This window comes from Paractinoplanes deccanensis (assembly GCF_016862115.1).
Classification (GTDB): domain Bacteria; phylum Actinomycetota; class Actinomycetes; order Mycobacteriales; family Micromonosporaceae; genus Actinoplanes; species Actinoplanes deccanensis.
In genome coordinates this window covers 12,459-28,707 of sequence record NZ_BOMI01000154.1, presented here as the reverse complement: position 1 = coordinate 28,707, position 16,249 = coordinate 12,459, and the positions used below count along the sequence as shown (strand labels likewise).

At 68.6% G+C, this 16,249-nt stretch carries 11 protein-coding genes; 3 read left to right on the top strand and 8 right to left on the bottom strand.

The genetic code is table 11. The features are described 5' to 3' along the window. Window positions 1-2,655 precede the first annotated feature (2,655 nt). The 8 genes from Ade02nite_RS37995 to rpmH form a co-directional block, all read right to left on the bottom strand. Window positions 2,656-3,711, bottom strand: coding sequence for a ParB/RepB/Spo0J family partition protein (locus Ade02nite_RS37995; protein WP_203774425.1), 1,056 nt, complete (start codon window positions 3,709-3,711; stop codon window positions 2,656-2,658). After that, on the bottom strand, window positions 3,708-4,901 hold the full coding sequence (locus tag Ade02nite_RS37990) for a ParA family protein (protein ID WP_379036921.1): 1,194 nt from the start codon (window positions 4,899-4,901) through the stop codon (window positions 3,708-3,710). Before Ade02nite_RS37990 ends, Ade02nite_RS37995 begins: the two co-directional genes overlap by 4 nt. 957 nt (window positions 4,902-5,858) lie before the next feature. Further along, window positions 5,859-6,620, bottom strand: coding sequence for a 16S rRNA (guanine(527)-N(7))-methyltransferase RsmG (rsmG, locus tag Ade02nite_RS37985; RefSeq protein WP_239169342.1), 762 nt, complete (start codon window positions 6,618-6,620; stop codon window positions 5,859-5,861). 221 nt (window positions 6,621-6,841) lie between these two features. Next, window positions 6,842-7,396 carry a Jag family protein gene (locus tag Ade02nite_RS37980; protein ID WP_239169341.1) on the bottom strand — a complete coding sequence of 185 codons (555 nt, stop codon included), beginning with the start codon at window positions 7,394-7,396 and terminating at the stop codon, window positions 6,842-6,844. Between the two features lie 135 nt (window positions 7,397-7,531). After that, complete coding sequence (gene yidC, locus Ade02nite_RS37975) at window positions 7,532-8,569, bottom strand: membrane protein insertase YidC (protein WP_203774421.1); 1,038 nt, start codon at window positions 8,567-8,569, stop codon at window positions 7,532-7,534. 1 nt (window position 8,570) lies between these two features. After that, window positions 8,571-8,828 carry a membrane protein insertion efficiency factor YidD gene (yidD, locus tag Ade02nite_RS37970; protein WP_097329387.1) on the bottom strand — a complete coding sequence of 86 codons (258 nt, stop codon included), beginning with the start codon at window positions 8,826-8,828 and terminating at the stop codon, window positions 8,571-8,573. Further along, window positions 8,825-9,181, bottom strand: coding sequence for a ribonuclease P protein component (gene rnpA, locus Ade02nite_RS37965; RefSeq protein ID WP_203774419.1), 357 nt, complete (start codon window positions 9,179-9,181; stop codon window positions 8,825-8,827). Before rnpA ends, yidD begins: the two co-directional genes overlap by 4 nt. A 36-nt stretch (window positions 9,182-9,217) precedes the next feature. Next, the gene (gene rpmH, locus Ade02nite_RS37960) at window positions 9,218-9,355 is read right to left on the bottom strand and encodes a 50S ribosomal protein L34 (RefSeq protein WP_020516543.1); all 138 of its coding nucleotides are present in this window, start codon (window positions 9,353-9,355) and stop codon (window positions 9,218-9,220) included. Window positions 9,356-9,954: 599 nt separating this feature from the next. Between rpmH and dnaA the strand changes: the two genes are divergently transcribed. The 3 genes from dnaA (at window position 9,955) to gnd (ending at window position 16,243) form a co-directional block, all read left to right on the top strand. Beyond that, window positions 9,955-11,736, top strand: a complete 1,782-nt coding sequence (dnaA, locus tag Ade02nite_RS37955; RefSeq protein ID WP_203774417.1) for a chromosomal replication initiator protein DnaA — start codon at window positions 9,955-9,957, stop codon at window positions 11,734-11,736. 2,458 nt (window positions 11,737-14,194) lie between these two features. Then, window positions 14,195-15,328, top strand: a complete 1,134-nt coding sequence (dnaN, locus tag Ade02nite_RS37950) for a DNA polymerase III subunit beta (RefSeq protein ID WP_203774409.1) — start codon at window positions 14,195-14,197, stop codon at window positions 15,326-15,328. A 39-nt stretch (window positions 15,329-15,367) separates the two neighbouring features. Beyond that, window positions 15,368-16,243: a phosphogluconate dehydrogenase (NAD(+)-dependent, decarboxylating) gene (gnd, locus tag Ade02nite_RS37945; protein ID WP_203774402.1), complete on the top strand. Its 876-nt coding sequence runs from the start codon at window positions 15,368-15,370 to the stop codon at window positions 16,241-16,243. Window positions 16,244-16,249 lie beyond the last annotated feature (6 nt).

Here is a 16,249-nt window from a genome sequence, read left to right as displayed (position 1 = left end):
CTCCCGGCTCCCGGCTCCCGGCTCCCGGCTCCCGGCTCCCGGCTCCCGGCTCCCGGCTCCCGGCTCCCGGCTCCCGGCTCCCGGCTCCGAAGGATGATAGGCGTTTCACGTGAAACCACGCCCAACGGATCGAGGGAAGCCGCCAAGATCGTTGCTGGAGACGGCCACGGCTTACCCCGGACACGATTCTGCGAACGGATGACGTAGCTGCAGCCGCCGCCGGGAGTGGTATCCCCCCGCCGCCGCACGCCGAGGCACGGGCCGCACGATAGCCGCCAGGCCGGATACGGTCCCACAATCAGAAGACCGTGCTTGCCGTCGTCCGGGACCGGCCGTTAGCTCCTCCATCCAGGACCACACGGGCCGGCACGTTCTTGGCGAGCGCGGGATGGCGCCTGCCGTGACTCCTGCGGCCTGTGCCACCTCGCACGCTCTTGGCCTCCGGCCTAGGGACAGCCGCTGAGAGGCACAGCGGGGGAGAGGCACAGCGGGGGAGAGGCATAGCGGGGGAGAGGCAAGCGGCCAGCCACACAGCGCGTGGCCAGAACTTCGGCGGCCAGACCCGCACCTAACCCTAAGAGCAGCCGCGTGACCCGCCGCTCGACACGAGACGGCCCGAACCTATCCGCTAACCAGCGGCGAGACTCAACGCACCAGCTGAGCGGTCAGCACACGGTTTGTCAGATCTCGGTGGCCAGCGCTCGCCGACAACATACCACCTCTCACCCAAGCGCATCGCTCGAATGTCCGTTCCCTACTCGGCATGCACCCGCCGCCGGCCGTGAGGCGTCCAACGGAACGACGCGACGGACAGCATGGATACGTGCCTCAGCAAGGGTAGCCGTCCGGGCCACGCGGACCCTGCTGCTGTCGGACCCAACTAAGGGCTCCGTGGGTAGCCGGATCCACCTCTACATTGCGGCTCGGTGGCGATCTCAGGACCCCGCAGTGAGGGCCCTGATCAGGCCGCCCCGGCTTCATGCTGCCAAGCCAAAGGCCGTCGAGCTTCGCGTCCTGCGCGTCGACTCGAGGTCGTTGTCAGGTTCGAGCTTCCGGCACGGGTTCGCAGGAATCGACCGGTGCGCTCTGGCGCAACTGGCTTCGCTGTCGCGTTATGGCTCCTTGCCATGCCCTGTTGAGAACCAGCCCCATCGGTCTTGGCCAGGGCCACCCCGTCGACGTGGATCATGTCGCGGGCGGCGGTCATCACCTGGTCGAGCGCTGCTCCAGGGTGCGGCCGTGGGCTGAGGCGGCCATAGGGGGACCGTGTTTCACGTGAAACGAAGAGCTCTGCACACTTCGGAACTTCTGGGGAGGTGATCGGATACGACTTCGGCCGAGTCGCATGGGCCGCGTTCGGCCTCGAACCCTGGCAAGCTCTGTACTGCCCGGACCTTTCGGCTTGCGCCGCTCAGCCGGCGGCGTAGTGCTGGGGAACCATGTTGTGGCTGGGCGCTGAGTCGCCCACGCGCCGGTTGGCTTCTTCGAGTCCTTCGAACGAGGGCCAAAGCGCAAACGCCGGTACGGGTCTTTGGGTTCAGGGTCAGTACTGGCGTGCGTTCTCTCGGAGGGAGAGCCCGCGTGCGGCGAGCAAGGCGGGCCTGCCCAGTGGCGTAAGGGGATAGGCCAGCCCGCGGCCGTCCGATGGGCCAGCGCCCGGCCGTCCAATACGCCATCCCTCGGCCGTCCGCATTCTCGGCTAGCGCCGATGTAGGTCGGCGGAGCACAGCAAGAACAGCTAAGTCAGAAAGCGGGCTTCGGATGTTTGCCCCGCCTGTCCCGGCCTTATGGATGGCAATGCGACGATCATGATCCCTCCCTCGGGATTAGCGACACGGGTCAGCCTCGCCGTTCCAGTCAGGCGGGACTCGCGTCGAGACACAGTGCAACCCCCTCAAGACCCCAGCCACTGCGGTCGCACTTGAGCGCTCCACGGTCCTCTGGCTAGCCGAGATCACCCGGGACAGTCGTATCTCTAGCCGAACTCGCCCCGGCAACCCTATATCTGCTGCTAGTCGGCCGCTTAGAGGGCCGTCAAGAGGCGGGCTCACTGGTTCGGCGGCATTCGAGCCCAGCAGCAGAACATCGAACGCCGGGCGTCAGTGAGGACGCTCAGACATTGGGCACGGCGTGCTAGACCGCGATCCTCAAGCGTGCGGGCCATCGCGACTCACGGGCGTTCCGGTCAACGCGATAGACGGAATGCGACCAGCCCGGACATCGGTTGCCCGGCAGCGCAGGCGAGCCCAATTCTCTACGTCGACAGCCCGAAGATCACGCTGAGCACCAATCGCTTCAGAGAACCCGGCAACAGCAGAACAAAGCGATCTCTAAGCCGGCCCGTCCGCAAGGACCAACCTCGAAGCCAGAGTGCGACAGCAACGCAAGGCCACCGCTCCAAAAACCGACCAGGGTCGCGCCCAATGTTTCACGTGAAACGAAAACCAGCGGATAGCAGGAATGTAGGTACATTAAGCCGTACGCGAAACCGGCTTTTAGGGCATCCAAAACCGCCCAAGCTCGCAGCAGCCACCCACCAGAAATCCCAGGAGAATGGCTCTGACAGAACCGGATTCAGCCTCAAAAATCGGCCCACAAACAAAATCGGGGTGCGCGACCTCTCCGCACACCCCGAGCAGAACCAACCCCCGCGACCTACTCCTCGCCGCCGGCACCTTCCTCGTCGACACCGATCATGCCGACGATCCGCTCCAGGTCATCGACCGTCGCGAACTCGATCGTGATCTTGCCTTTGTTGCGGCCGATGTCGACCTTCACGCGCGTGTCGAAGCGGTCGCTCAACCGCTCCGCCAGATCGTTCAGGGCGGGCGCGTGAACCTTCGCCCGCCGGGTCGGAGCCGCCTTCTTGGCCGGCCCATCCGAGATCGCCAGCGACACCAGTTCCTCGGTCGCGCGCACCGACAGGCCCTCGGCCACGATCCGCAGCGCCAGCTTCTCCTGGGCCTCGGTGTCCTCGAGCCCGAGCAACGCCCGCGCATGCCCGGCCGACAGCACGCCCGCGGCCACGCGCCGCTGGACCGGAGCCGGCAGGTTCAGCAAGCGGATCGTGTTGGAGATCTGCGGCCGGCTGCGACCGATCCGCTTGGCGAGCTCCTCGTGCGTGGCCCCGAACTCCTCGAGCAGCTGCTGATAGGCGGCCGCCTCTTCGAGCGGGTTCAGGTTGGCCCGGTGAATGTTCTCGAGCAGCGCGTCCCGCAGCATGGCGTCGTCGCGGGTTTCCCGGACGATCGCCGGGATGGTCTCGCGCCCGATGGCCTGCGCGGCACGCCAGCGCCGCTCACCCATGACGAGCTCGTAGCGGCCGTCGCCGAGCTCCCGTACGACGATCGGCTGCAGGAAGCCGACCTCCTGGATGGAGGTCTTGAGCTCGTCGAGCGCCTCCTCGTCGAAGACGTGCCGCGGCTGCTTGGCGTTCGGCTCGATCGAGCCGACGGGCAACTCAGTAAAGCGGGCACCCGGTACGGGCGCCAGATCGTCAGCCGGAGCGGCCGGAGCGCCCGGAGCACCCGCAGCCGCCGCAGCAGCCGTCTCAGCCCCCGGCGACGCCATGAAGTGCGCAGCCGGCTCCGCGGAGGGCGGAGCGGTGTCCGCAGCAGGCGCCGACGGTGCCGGCGACGGATCAACGGCCGGCGCCGTGGGGATCAAAGCGCCCAGGCCGCGGCCCAGCCCGCCCCGCGGACGGTTCTTCATGCCGTGCCTCCCGTGTTGACGCCACGCATCGCGAGTTCCAGGGCGGCCTCGAAGTAGCTGGTAGCGCCCCTTGATCCCGGATCGTAGGTCATCACGGACTGGCCGTAGCTAGGAGCCTCCGACACGCGCACGTTACGGGGGATGACGGCGTTCAGCACCTTGCTGCCGAAGTGGTTCCGCACGTCCTGCTCCACCGCGTCGGCGAGGCGCGTGCGGCGGTCGTACATGGTCAGCAGGATTGTCGAGACGTCGAGCGTCGGGTTGAGGTGCTGGCGTACCAGATTGATGTTGTTGATCAGTTGGTTCAGCCCCTCGAGCGCGTAGTACTCGCACTGGATCGGGATCAGAACCTCCTGCGCCGCGCAGAGCGCGTTGACCGTCAGCAGGCCCAGCGACGGCGGGCAGTCGATGAAGACGTAGTCGAACTTCTCCGGGTGCGCCGCGATGGCCCGCGCCAGCCGCGACTCACGGGCGACGACCGAGACCAGCTCGATCTCCGCGCCGGCGAGGTCGATCGTGGCGGGCACGCACCACAGGTTCGGAATGCCCTCGACAGGCTGCGCCACCTCCGACAGCGGCACGTTGTCGATCAAGCAGTCGTACACATCGGGCACGCCGGCGTGGTGAGGGACGTTGAGGCCCGTGGACGCGTTGCCCTGAGGATCGAGGTCGACGACGAGAACACGGTTGCCGTGCAGCGCCAGGGCCACCGCAAGGTTCACGGTCGTGGTGGTCTTGCCGACGCCACCCTTCTGGTTCGCGACGCAGAGCACCCTCGGGTGGTCCGGGCGCGGCATGGTGATCTCGCCGCTCGGGTTGAGGATCTGCACAGCTCGCAACGCTTCCATGGCGAGCGGCGGATCGTCTTCATCCCGGCTCGGCGTTTCACGTGAAACATGCTCGTCCGCCGCGTCGGGGACGCCGGAGGATGGGGCACCAGACACGGGAGTGGACGAAACGGGCGTCGCAGAAACCGGCGCGGCCGACACGGGCACCGGCGACGAGGCTACCGCGGGAGGACCGGATCGAGGCGCGGGAGCAGGCCCGGACAGGCGCGACTCCTCGGCCTCCGAGGAGGACGGCGAAGACGGGGAAGCAGCCGGCGAGCCGTAGATCTGCCCGGGGTAACTGCTGCCCGCACGCGGAGCCGGCACACCCTCAGAAGTGTTGTATGCGCCACGCTGACTCATGCCGGGCTCTCGTTCGCGGTCGAGAGGTGACTCGGTTTCACGTGAAACACCGTACTCATGCACCGTTTTATCCCTGTTAGTGAGGAACGGGTCGGTCGGCGACACGTGCGTTCCGGCGGCAGAAGACCGGCACACACTATCGACGCCCGGCCAGCCTACGGCCGTCGGGCGAGCCTCGCCACGGCCATCCGCCCGATGAGGCATGTGCAACGTAGACACTCCCTCACCGTCGGGCGCCGCATAGACCATCACGCCCGGCACGAGCCGCAACACCGCACCAGCGGCGTCCCCACTTGCACGGCCCTGAGCGCCCGCGTCGTCGCCCACAACCCGGCCGGCCTCGCTGCCGTCCCGGCCATCCGACGCCGCTTCCGCTCCCCGCGAATCCTCCTCTTTTCCTGTACGCCGGCAGGCCCCACCCAACCGCAGCAGCGCCTCACCCGTGTCCCGGCTAGCATCGCCGTCCCGCCCACACCGAGAGCCCTCCGCGCGGCCTCCCAAAGCCCCCGCAGAAGCCTCACCATCATCAGCGCCGACATCACCCGCAACGGGCGCATCCAACCCCGCAGACGCCGCGACAAGGCCCGCCGGAAGAACAACCGCCGAGGACGCACTGACCGGCACACGCCCGGACGGACTCACCGACAGAGAAACAACAACCCCACCAGTCGGGAAGACGGCCGGGAAGACCGCCGGGAAGACAGCCGCGCAATCCGACGACCCGACCCCCGACGCGGTCTCCTGAGACCCGGCGCCAGCGGCCACGCCGGACCCGTGTGCCGGCCGCGCCGATAAGGCTTCGAGCGCAGGGCGCCCGTCCGGGTTTCCTATAGAGGAAGCCGGCGAAGAAGAGATGGCAGGGACGGCGGGCTGCCCGCCACCCCCGGTCTGTTGAGAGGAGCCCTCGTCGGGACGCTTCAGCTTCGCGTTTCGTTTGCGCGCGCCCCGCCTGGACATCTATCCCCTCCGCGGTCTCCCACGCCCGGATCCGCGGCTCGACGTCCGGCCGCGGGCCGGGCCTGCCGCCCCGGTGGACGGCTTCGGCCTGGACTGCACGACGACCTCCACCACCGTGGTGGGCGGGTCGATCAGGCCCTCCCCACACAGATGGATCACCGGTTCGGCGCCGCCCAGGTCGGCGAGCGCCTGCCGGTGCTCCGCGGCTTCCTCGGCGGCCGAGGCGCCTTTCAGCGCCAGCAGCCGGCCGCCCACGCGGGCCAGCGGAAGACACCAGCCGGCCAGCCGGTCGAGCGGGGCGACCGCCCGCGCGGTGACGATGTCGGCGCCGGCGGGGGGCCCGTCGACGACATCCTCCGCGCGGCCCCGTACGACCGTGACGGCCGCGTCGAGACCCAGTGCGGTCACCGCCTCCGACAGGAACGCGGTGCGTCGTGCCAGCGGCTCGACCAGGGTGATGCGCAGGTCCGGCCGGGCCACTGCCAGCACGATACCGGGCAAACCGGCACCAGACCCCACGTCGAACACCGAAGCGCCGATAGGGATGATCTCGGACACTACGGCACAATTCACCAGGTGCCGCTCCCAGATGCGCGGCGCCTCGCGAGGACCGATCAGCCCGCGCACGACCCCGTCCGTCACCAGCAATCGCGCATAGGCCTCGGCCAACCCGAGCCGATCCCCGAACACCCGAGCCGCCACGTCGGCGATCTCCGCAGGCGGCCCGTAGGACTCCGTCTCGGGCGCACGAAGAGGGGCCACCGCCGGCGTGGAAGGAGAAGCCACCGCCGGCGTCGACGAGGAGGGCGTGGCCGGCGCCGCGGAACGGGCACTTGAGCTACCCGAAGAGGCACGCTTCCCCGGGAAGGCCACCGGCCGCCGCGGCCCCCGCCGTACCCCTGAAGACTCCGGGAACGAAACCGGCCCGGGCGATCCCTCGCCCGGGCCGGCGTCCCCCGCGCGAGCGCGTGGGTCAGTCATCGTCAGTCCGCCACACGCACCACGATGCGACGGTTGGGCTCGACGCCCTCCGACTCGCTCTGCACGCCGGGGATCGCGTTCACCACGTCGTGCACGCACTTGCGCTCGAACGCCGACATCGGCTCCAGGCGCACCGGGTCGCCGTGCTCCTTCACCTTTTCCACAGCGTTGCGGGCCACCGCCGCCAGCTCCTTGCGGCGCGACGCCCGGTAGCCACCGATGTCGAGCAGCAGGCGCGAGGGGGAACCGGTCGCCCGGAAGATCGCCAGGCGGGTCAGCTCCTGAAGCGCCTCAAGCGTGGCACCCCGCTGGCCGACGAGCGGCTGAAGCCGGCCGCCCACCACCTCGACCATCGGGCGGCCCGCCGACACGAGCTCGTCGATGTCGCCGTCGTAGTCGAGGATGTCCAACAGCCCCTCGACGTAGTCGGCGGCGATCTCGCTCTGCCGGAACAGGTCGCCGTCCGAAGCCACGCTCTCCGATGTCTTCGTCTCTTCGGTGGGGGCCGCGGGCGCGTCGGCGGAGACTGACGATTCGGGCGTGCTGGTGTCGGTCACGATCTCATCTCCGTACTCAATCGGTCCGGACCTGCTCGGTCCGCTGCTTCCGCGGCGAGTAATCAGTGGTGCCGCGGGGAGGTCTCAGGAAGGGGAGCGCTCGGGCCCTGCCGTCAGACAGTGCCCGAGCCGCGATCATCCCTTGGGTTTGCTCGCCGGTCTGGCGCCCTTCTTGGGATTCACCGGTTTGGCACCGGGCTTCGGGGCCAGCGCCTTGGTGTCCACGACGGGCGGCTGCGGTTCCGGCTGGTTCTTCTTGCCGAACAGGCCACCGCTGCGGCCGGGCTGCACCGGGCTCTTCGGGGCGGCCGCGCCACCGGCGGGCTTCTTGGCCGGCGGGCCGGACGGGCGCGACGGCGCCGAGGCGTTCTTCTTGGCCATCTGCGGCGGCGGGAACTTCCGCAGCACCCACTGCTGCTGGGCCAGGGTGAACAGGTTGTTCGTGACCCAGTAGATGATCACACCGATGGGGAAGAGCGCACCCGAGACGAGCAGCGAGAGCGGGATGCCGTACAGCATCAGCCGCTGGATCATCTTCTGCTGCGGGTCCTCGGCCCAGCCGGTCTTGAGGATCATCTGACGGCTGGTGAGGTACGTGGTCGTCATCATGATCAGCACCAGGATGCCGGCGATGATCTTGACCGTGACGCCGTTCGCGTCCAGCGCGGCGAGCTCCGACGCGCTGGAGCCGAACTTCGCGGGCAGCGGCGCGGTGAACAGCGAGGCGTGCGTCGCGCTCTCGAACTGCTCGACGGTCCACCCGTACAGCGTCTTGCCCTGGTTCTCGGGGTTGAGACGGCGCAGGACGTGGAAGAGGCCCAGGAAGACGGGGATCTGCAAGAACATCGGAAGGCAGCCCATGAGCGGGTTGGCCTTCTCGGTCTTGTACAGCTCCATCATTTCTTTCTGGAGCGTTTCCCGGTCACCCTTGTGCTTCTCCTGCAGCTCCTTGACCTTGGGCTGCAGCGCCTGCATCGCCCGCTGGCTCTTGATCTGCTTGACGAAGACCGGGAAGAGGATGACCCGGACGGTCACCACCAGGAACACGATGGCCAGCACCCACGACCAGTTGGTGCCGAGCACCTTTGTGTCCGGGATTCCGATGAAGTCCCAGAGTGCATGCCAGCGCAGGAGGATCCACGAGATGGCGTAGTAGATCCAGTCGAGACTCAATTCAGGCTCCAGTCACATCGGCAGGACGGTGACGGATCGGGTCAGGTACCGGGTCGTACCCGCCAGGGTGGAAGGGGTGACAGCGCAGGAGCCGCCAGACCGTCAACCCCGTCCCTCGCACAGCACCGTGCTTGTGCAACGCCTCCAGGGAGTACGCGCTGCACGAGGGATAGAACCGACAGCGGGCCGGCAGCACCGGACTCACATACCGACGGTACGCGACGACCAGCGCGGTCAGCACTCGGGCGAGCACGCTCATCGCGGCCTCCGTGGCCTGCGCGCCGCCGCCAGCGCGCCGTCGAGATCGGCCGCCAGGGTCGCGAAGGACGCCTCGGCGGCCGGGGGCAGAGCCCTCACCACCAGCGTCGATCCGCCGGGCAGACCGTCCAACCGGGTCCGGACCAGATGCCGGAGCCGGCGGCGAACCTTGTTACGGATCACCGCGTTGCCGACGGCTTTGGATACGACGAAGCCGGCGCGCGCCGTGGAGGCTTGCACCGGCTCCTCGATAAGCAGATGAACGACCAGCGTCCCGCGACCGGCCCGACGGCCACCGCGGATCGCCGCGGCGAAGTCGGCGCTACGCCGCAGTCGCTGCGCCGCGGCCAGCACGACTACCTGGCCAGTCCAGGCCCGACAGGCGTCGGCTCAGGCCGACAGCTTGTCGCGGCCCTTGCTGCGGCGAGCAGCGAGAATGGCCCGCCCGGCACGGGTGCGCATGCGCAGCCGGAAGCCGTGGGTCTTGGCACGCCGGCGGTTGTTCGGCTGGTAGGTGCGCTTGCTCACGTCAAAACTCCGTCTTCGTACAACATCCAGGGGGCATCAAAGCTGCAAGACGCCACTTTAGCAGAACGCGGCGGAGCAACCGCTCGACCCTACGCAGGGCGGCCGCGCCGGTCAACCATATCCTGGATCGGCACGCCGACGACGAGTTGAGCAGGGAGATGACCGGGAAGAGGGGGCCTCGTCCGTCTGCGCGCGTTGTGAATCTTTTCCTGCGGTCGGGCGCTTGCTCGCCGATACGAGAGTTGATGCTGCGGCGACCTCGCTGTTAGCGTGCCCGTTTGCTGGTCATCAGCGGTGTGCGCATACCACGACGAGTCGGCCAAAACCAGACAAGCGGGTGAATCGTTCGGCACGGTGAGCCTGGGGAACCGCGCCATTTCAGGCTCCGGGATGTCTGCCGACCATCCGGCCGGGGAAGCGACCGCCGACGCGTGCACAGGGTTGTGGATAACCTGTGGACAGCCGGTGGCGCCGAGCGTCTCCAGCACGTTAAATGTGGTGCTGGGTTGGGGGAGACGTCGAGTGCCTGGAGGGCAACGACGAGCGGTAGAGCCGGACAAGGTCCACCGGGGGTCGGTGGCGATGGGGGTGGCGCGGCGGTGGCCGATCAGGTCGACCTGAGCGGTGTGTGGAAGGCGACGCTGGACGAGTTGGCCGACGAGATCTCGTCGCGCCAGCAGCGCGCGTACCTTCAGCTCACCCAGCTGCGCGCGATCGTCGAGGACACCGCGCTGCTCGCCGTGCCCGACGCCTTCACCCGCGACGTCATCGAGTCGCGCCTGCGTCCCGCGATCACCGAGGCCCTGAGCCGCCGGCTGAACAGGCCGATCCAGGTCGCCGTGACCGTCAAGCCGCCGGAGGACGGCACCGGCCTCCCCGGCAAGGTCTACGGCACTCCCGTCGAGGCGCCGGCCGAGGAGCCGATCGAGCCTCAGCCCCGCCACTACGCCGAGCCACCGCGCCCGCCCGAGCAGCCGGCCTACGACCCGTACCCGCCGGGCTCCGCCCAACGCCAGGCCCCCGGCTCGTACCCCCGAGGGGTTCCCGCCGCCCGCGGTGGTCAGGAAGCGCTCTTCGCCGACCCGCTGCCCCCGCCGCCCGCCCAGCCGCCGGCCACGTTCGGGCGACCCCCCGCCCCGATGAACGACAAGCCGGAGCCGAACGAGGCGCCGGTGCACCGCATGGCCGCCGACCCGTCGCAGCTGCGCGACAACCAGCGCCGTCCCGACGACCGCCCGACGCTGCTCGGCGCCGACCGCGACGACACGCTCCAGATGCGCGGCGGCGACAACGGTCCCGGCCGCGCCCAGCCCGACATCCGCCCGTCGAGCAACCCGCGCGGCACGAACGACGGCAACCGTCTCAACCCGAAGTACATGTTCGAGACGTTCGTCATCGGCTCGTCCAACCGCTTCGCGCACGCGGCCGCCGTCGCCGTCGCCGAGTCGCCCGCCAAGGCGTACAACCCGCTGTTCATCTATGGCAGCTCCGGTCTCGGCAAGACCCACCTGCTGCACGCGATCGGCCACTACGCGACCACGCTCGGCCATGCGCGAAGCGTCCGCTACGTGTCCACCGAGGAATTCACCAACGACTTCATCAACAGCCTGCGCGACGACAAGACCCAGGCGTTCCAGCGGCGCTACCGCGACGTCGACATCCTGCTGATCGACGACATCCAGTTCCTGGAAAATCGCGAGCGCACCCAGGAGGAGTTCTTCCACACCTTCAACACGCTGCACAACGCCAACAAGCAGATCGTCATCAGCTCGGACCGCTCGCCGCGCCAGCTGGCCACGTTGGAAGACCGCATGCGCACCCGCTTCGAGTGGGGCCTGCTCGCCGACATCCAGCCGCCCGACCTCGAGACCCGCATCGCGATCCTGCAGAAGAAGGCCGCCCAGGAGCGCATGTACGCGCCCGACGACGTCCTCGAGTTCATCGCGTCCCGCGTCTCCAACTCGATCCGCGAGCTCGAAGGCGCCCTCATCCGCGTGACCGCCTTCGCCAGCCTCACCCGCTCCCCGGTCCAGCTCGCTCTGGCCGAAGAGGTCCTCCGCGACTTCATGCCCGACGGCGCCGGCCCCGAGATCACCGCCGACCAGATCATGGTTTCCACAGCCGACTATTTCGGCGTGAGCCTCGAAGACCTCCGCGGCCACTCCCGCAGCCGCGTCCTGGTCAACGCCCGCCAGGTAGCCATGTACCTCTGCCGCGAGCTCACCGACCTCTCCCTGCCCCGCATCGGACAAGCCTTCGGCGGCCGCGACCACACCACGGTCATGCACGCCGACCGCAAGATCCGCCAGCACATGGCCGAACGCCGCTCGCTCTACAACCAGATCGCCGAGCTGACAAACCGCATCAAACAAAACACGTAACCACCATCCGGTACGCCTGCACGCGTCCACAACCGCAGGCACCCCGCCCCACCCGCAACAGCCCGCCAGTCGGTGGTCCGGCCGGCGAGGCGCCGCCGGGCTGTGCTGCCGTCCCCAGCTGTGCACAACCCCGCCCACGCCATCCACAGGCTCTCCTACAACGGTCTACCTGCGCAAACGCTCGCCGGCGCGCCCCTCACCGTGGCCGCTCCCCAACGCTGCGGCCAAGTTATCCACAGCCCCGGCCGGCCCGCCGCCGCTTCTCGTGCCATGAGCGCCGACAAGCTCGCCCGCCCGAGCCCAATCCACAGCGCCCAAGGTCACCCTCACCACGCTCAGAGCCGCGTTCGTCCCCATACCACCGTGGTTTTCCACACCCGATCGTGTCGCTCATCAGGACGATTTCGGCGTATTCCTCAGCCTTTGTCCCCAGCCTGTGCATAACTCTCGGCGCCCACCCTCAACGGCCCACAACGACACAGCCCCGAGCTGCCCGCACCCGCCAATTCGCCGACCTCGGGCCGCGAAGGCAGCGCTCCCACCGCCACGCCGCGCACGGCATACCCGGCGAGAGGCGCCATCACACGCACTCCAGGACCGCACTCAGCAGGCCACCCACACCACCGACGGTCAGCTGGCCGTCCACTGACACGGCGGTCAAGCCGGCCGCTCGGCGCACGTCGGTCAGCTGGCGCTCATCGGGCTAACGCTCATCGGGCTGTCGGTCAGCTGACGCTCATCGGGCTAACGCTCATCGGGCTGTCGGTCAGCCGGCGCTCACAGGGCGCCGGTCAGCTGACGCTCACAAGAACGCGCTGGGCGCTCAAGGATGTTGGGCCGGCCCGCCGCAGCGGCGCACGAGCCACGCCCGCAGCAGGGCACTGGCCACGCCGGCGACGACGCACTGGCCACGCCCGCGGCCCGCACTAGCCACGCCCGCGGCAGCGCACTCGCCACGCCCACCGCCGCGCAACCTCGCCGTGAGTGTCCGAGTTCGGTCAGCACGATGCCGATGCTGATCGGCGGCTGGCGCCCCCATGAACTCGTCGCCCGGCGAACTTGATGCCCACGAACTCGCCGTCACCCCGGTCCCCACGGCGACCGCCGCCCTCACCACGGCGACCGCCGCCCTCACCACGGCGACCACCGCCCTCACCGCAGCGACCACCGCCCTCACCGCAGCGACCACCGCCCTCACCGCAGCGACCACCGCCGCCCTCGCCGCGACCACCGTCACCCCGAGACCGCCGGCAATCCGGCGCCGCAGCGTCGCGAAGCCCACAGCGCCCGCCCTCCCCAAGGGGGAGCCCCCGCAGGTCATTCTCCTGGAAAACCGCCCCACAGCGCTCGAGCCCTGTGGACACGCAGCATTGTGGATAAGCTCCGCCGGCCGTCGAGATGTGCTGCGACAAGTCCAGGGAGACACGCCCCGCGGCAGACACGCGGGCACACGCGCACGCTCGTCGCCGGGCGAAGCCGCGAGCCCGTCCAGCCCTCGCCCGTGCGCCTCCCGGGCGGAAGTGCACCGGACGCACGCGCTCGTGCCGGGCGGAGGCGCACCGGGAACACGTGCTCGTCCCAAGCCGAAGTGCACCGAACGCACGCGCTCACCCCAAGCCGAAGTGCACCGAACGCACGCGCTCGCCCCAGGCGGGAGCACGCGCTCGTGCCGGCAGAGGCGCACCGGGAGCACGCACTCGTCCCAGGGTTATCCACAGGGCGCCACCCGATGCCCCGGACACCGGCTCTGAAGCCACAGCGAGACGCGCCCGAAGATCCCGCCCCGGGTCATCCATCCCAACGCTGGTTTGTCAACGCCGGAACGAAACGGTTTCGTGCCAACGTTTTCCACACTAATTCACAGGCCATCCCCAGGAGTTATCCCCAGCGGTGGAGAACGCCGCGGCCCGTTCCACACAGATGTGGACCGAGCCTGGGGAAATCGATGTGGACAGACACGGAGCGTCACAGTTGATCACACAGCCTGTGGAGGAGTGTGGATTTCCTGTTGAAGACTCTGGGGACGACGAGCCGGTAGCGTTGCTACGTCATCCACAGGGCGGGGGATAAAACCCGTGGATATCCGGTGGATAGCCGGTGGACAACGGTGGACAACCGGCCGTCGGGTCGGCGACTGTGGATCCAGACCCGGGTTTGTACCCTGGTTGCCCACATGTGAATCACCGGTGGATAACCCGCTGACCTGCAGGAACGCGAGTTCTCCACACTATGCACAGCCCCGATGAAGACGACTAGATATTTCTCTAAGACAACAAAAAGCAATCAACGGCGTTGTGGAAGTTGTGGGTGAGCCGCTCGCGGCCGTTGCCCGCAGGCTTGATCAGGAAAACCAGCACCGGGGCCGGAGGGACAGCGCTCCCCGGTTCGCAATAAGGTTCGTGGGGGTCGGAGCCAAGTACGAAGCCCCACTAGATGAGGAAGCGACGCGGAGGACAGCATGAAGTTCCGGGTGGAGCGAGACGCACTCGCCGACGCCGTGGCCTGGACCGCCAAGAGCCTGCCCAGCCGCCCGTCGGTGCCCGTCCTGGCCGGCGTCATGCTGCGCGTCACCGACAGCAGGCTCCAGGTCTCCGGTTTCGACTACGAGGTCTCCAGCCAGGTGACCGTCGAGGTGCAGGCCGACGCCGACGGCGCCGCCCTCGTCTCGGGGCGTCTGCTCGCCGAGATCACCAAGGCCCTGCCGGCCAAGCCGGTCGACATCGCCGCCGTCGGCGCCCATCTCGAGCTGGTCTGCGGCAGCGCCCGCTTCACCCTGCCGACGATGCCCGTGGAGGACTACCCGAGCCTCCCGGAGATGCCCTCCAGCGCCGGCACCGTCGACGCCGCGGCCTTCGCCGCCGCCGTGGCCCAGGTCGCCATCGCCGCCGGCCGTGACGAGACGCTGCCGATGATGACCGGCGTCCGCGTCGAGCTGAACGGCTCGACCATGGCGATGCTCGCCACCGACCGCTACCGGCTCGCCATGCGCGAGATGGAGTGGAACCCGGACGACCCCGAGATCAGCCTCAACGCGCTCGTCCCGGCGAAGACGCTCAACGACACCGCCAAGACCCTCGGCCCGCTCGGCGGCTCCGTCACGCTCGCGCTTGCGCAGGGCAACGCCGGCGAGGGCATGATCGGTTTCGCCGGCGGCACCCGCCGCACCACCAGCCGCCTGCTCGACGGCGCCAACTACCCGCCGGTGCGCTCGCTCTTCCCCGCGAGCAGCAACGCACAGGCCCAGGTCGGTGTCGCCGCGCTCGTCGAGGTCGTCCGCCGCGTCGCGCTGGTCGCCGAGCGGACGACCCCGGTGCTGTTGAGCTTCAGCGAGGACGGACTGGTGGTCGAGGCCGGTGGGACCGAGGAGGCTCGGGCCAGCGAGGCCATGGAGGCGACCTTCAGCGGGGAGCCGCTGACCATCGGCTTCAACCCGCAATATCTGATCGACGGCCTGCAGAACCTCGGCGCCCCGACCGCGGTGCTCTCCTTCGTCGACGCGTTCAAGCCAGCTGTGATCTCGCCCGCATCGGAAGAGGGCGAAATCGTCCCCGGATACCGCTATCTGATCATGCCGATCAGGGTAACGCGCTGATACTGGGCATGAGAGAAACGCACATCTAGGGGGAACACCATGCAGCTCGGCCTTATCGGTCTCGGCCGAATGGGTGGAAACATGCGCGACCGCGTTCGCGCGGCCGGTCACGAAGTGGTCGGCTACGACCACCACCCGGAGAACAGCGACGTGGCCAACCTGGCCGAACTGGTCGAGAAGCTCGCCGCTCCGCGGGTCGTCTGGACCATGGTCCCCGCTGGCAAGATCACCGAGGACACCATCAACGAGCTCGCGGAGCTGCTCTCCGAGGGCGACATCATCATCGACGGCGGCAACTCGAAGTTCACCGACGACGGCCCGCGCGCCGAGCGGCTCAAGGCCAAGGGCATCCACTACCTCGACGTCGGCGTCTCGGGCGGCATCTGGGGCAAGACCAACGGGTACGCGCTGATGGTCGGCGGTGACGAGGCCGACGTCCAGCACTGTCTGCCGATCTTCCAGGCGCTCAAGCCGGAGGGCGAGTTCGGCTTCGCGCACGCCGGCACGCACGGCGCCGGCCACTACGCCAAGATGATCCACAACGGCATCGAGTACGGCATGATGCAGGCGTACGGCGAGGGCTACGAGATCCTCATGGCCTCGGAGCTCGTGCACAACGTGCCCGCCGTCATCAAGAGCTGGCGCGAGGGCAGCGTCGTCAAGTCGTGGCTGCTCGACCTGCTCGACCGGGCGCTCGACGCGGACCCGGAGCTGGCACAGATCAAGGGCTACGTCGAGGACACCGGCGAGGGCCGCTGGACCGTCGACGAGGCCGTGCGCCTCGCCGTCCCCGCCCACGTCCTGGCCGCGTCGATCTTCACGCGCTTCGAGTCGCGTCAGGACGACTCGCCCGCGATGAAGGCCGTGGCAGCGCTGCGCAATCAGTTCGGCGGTCACGCCGTGAAGTCCGTCTGAGCAAGC

Bases quoted from the DNA above. Each gene is read 5' to 3' on its own strand.
- Ade02nite_RS37995 (WP_203774425.1), bottom strand. From the start codon at position 3,711: ATGAAGAACCGTCCGCGGGGCGGGCTGGGCCGCGGCCTGGGCGCTTTG.
- Ade02nite_RS37990 (WP_379036921.1), bottom strand. From the start codon at position 4,901: ATGAGTCAGCGTGGCGCATACAACACTTCTGAGGGTGTGCCGGCTCCG.
- yidD (WP_097329387.1), bottom strand. From the start codon at position 8,828: ATGAGCGTGCTCGCCCGAGTGCTGACCGCGCTGGTCGTCGCGTACCGT.
- dnaN (WP_203774409.1), top strand. From the start codon at position 14,195: ATGAAGTTCCGGGTGGAGCGAGACGCACTCGCCGACGCCGTGGCCTGG.
- gnd (WP_203774402.1), top strand. From the start codon at position 15,368: ATGCAGCTCGGCCTTATCGGTCTCGGCCGAATGGGTGGAAACATGCGC.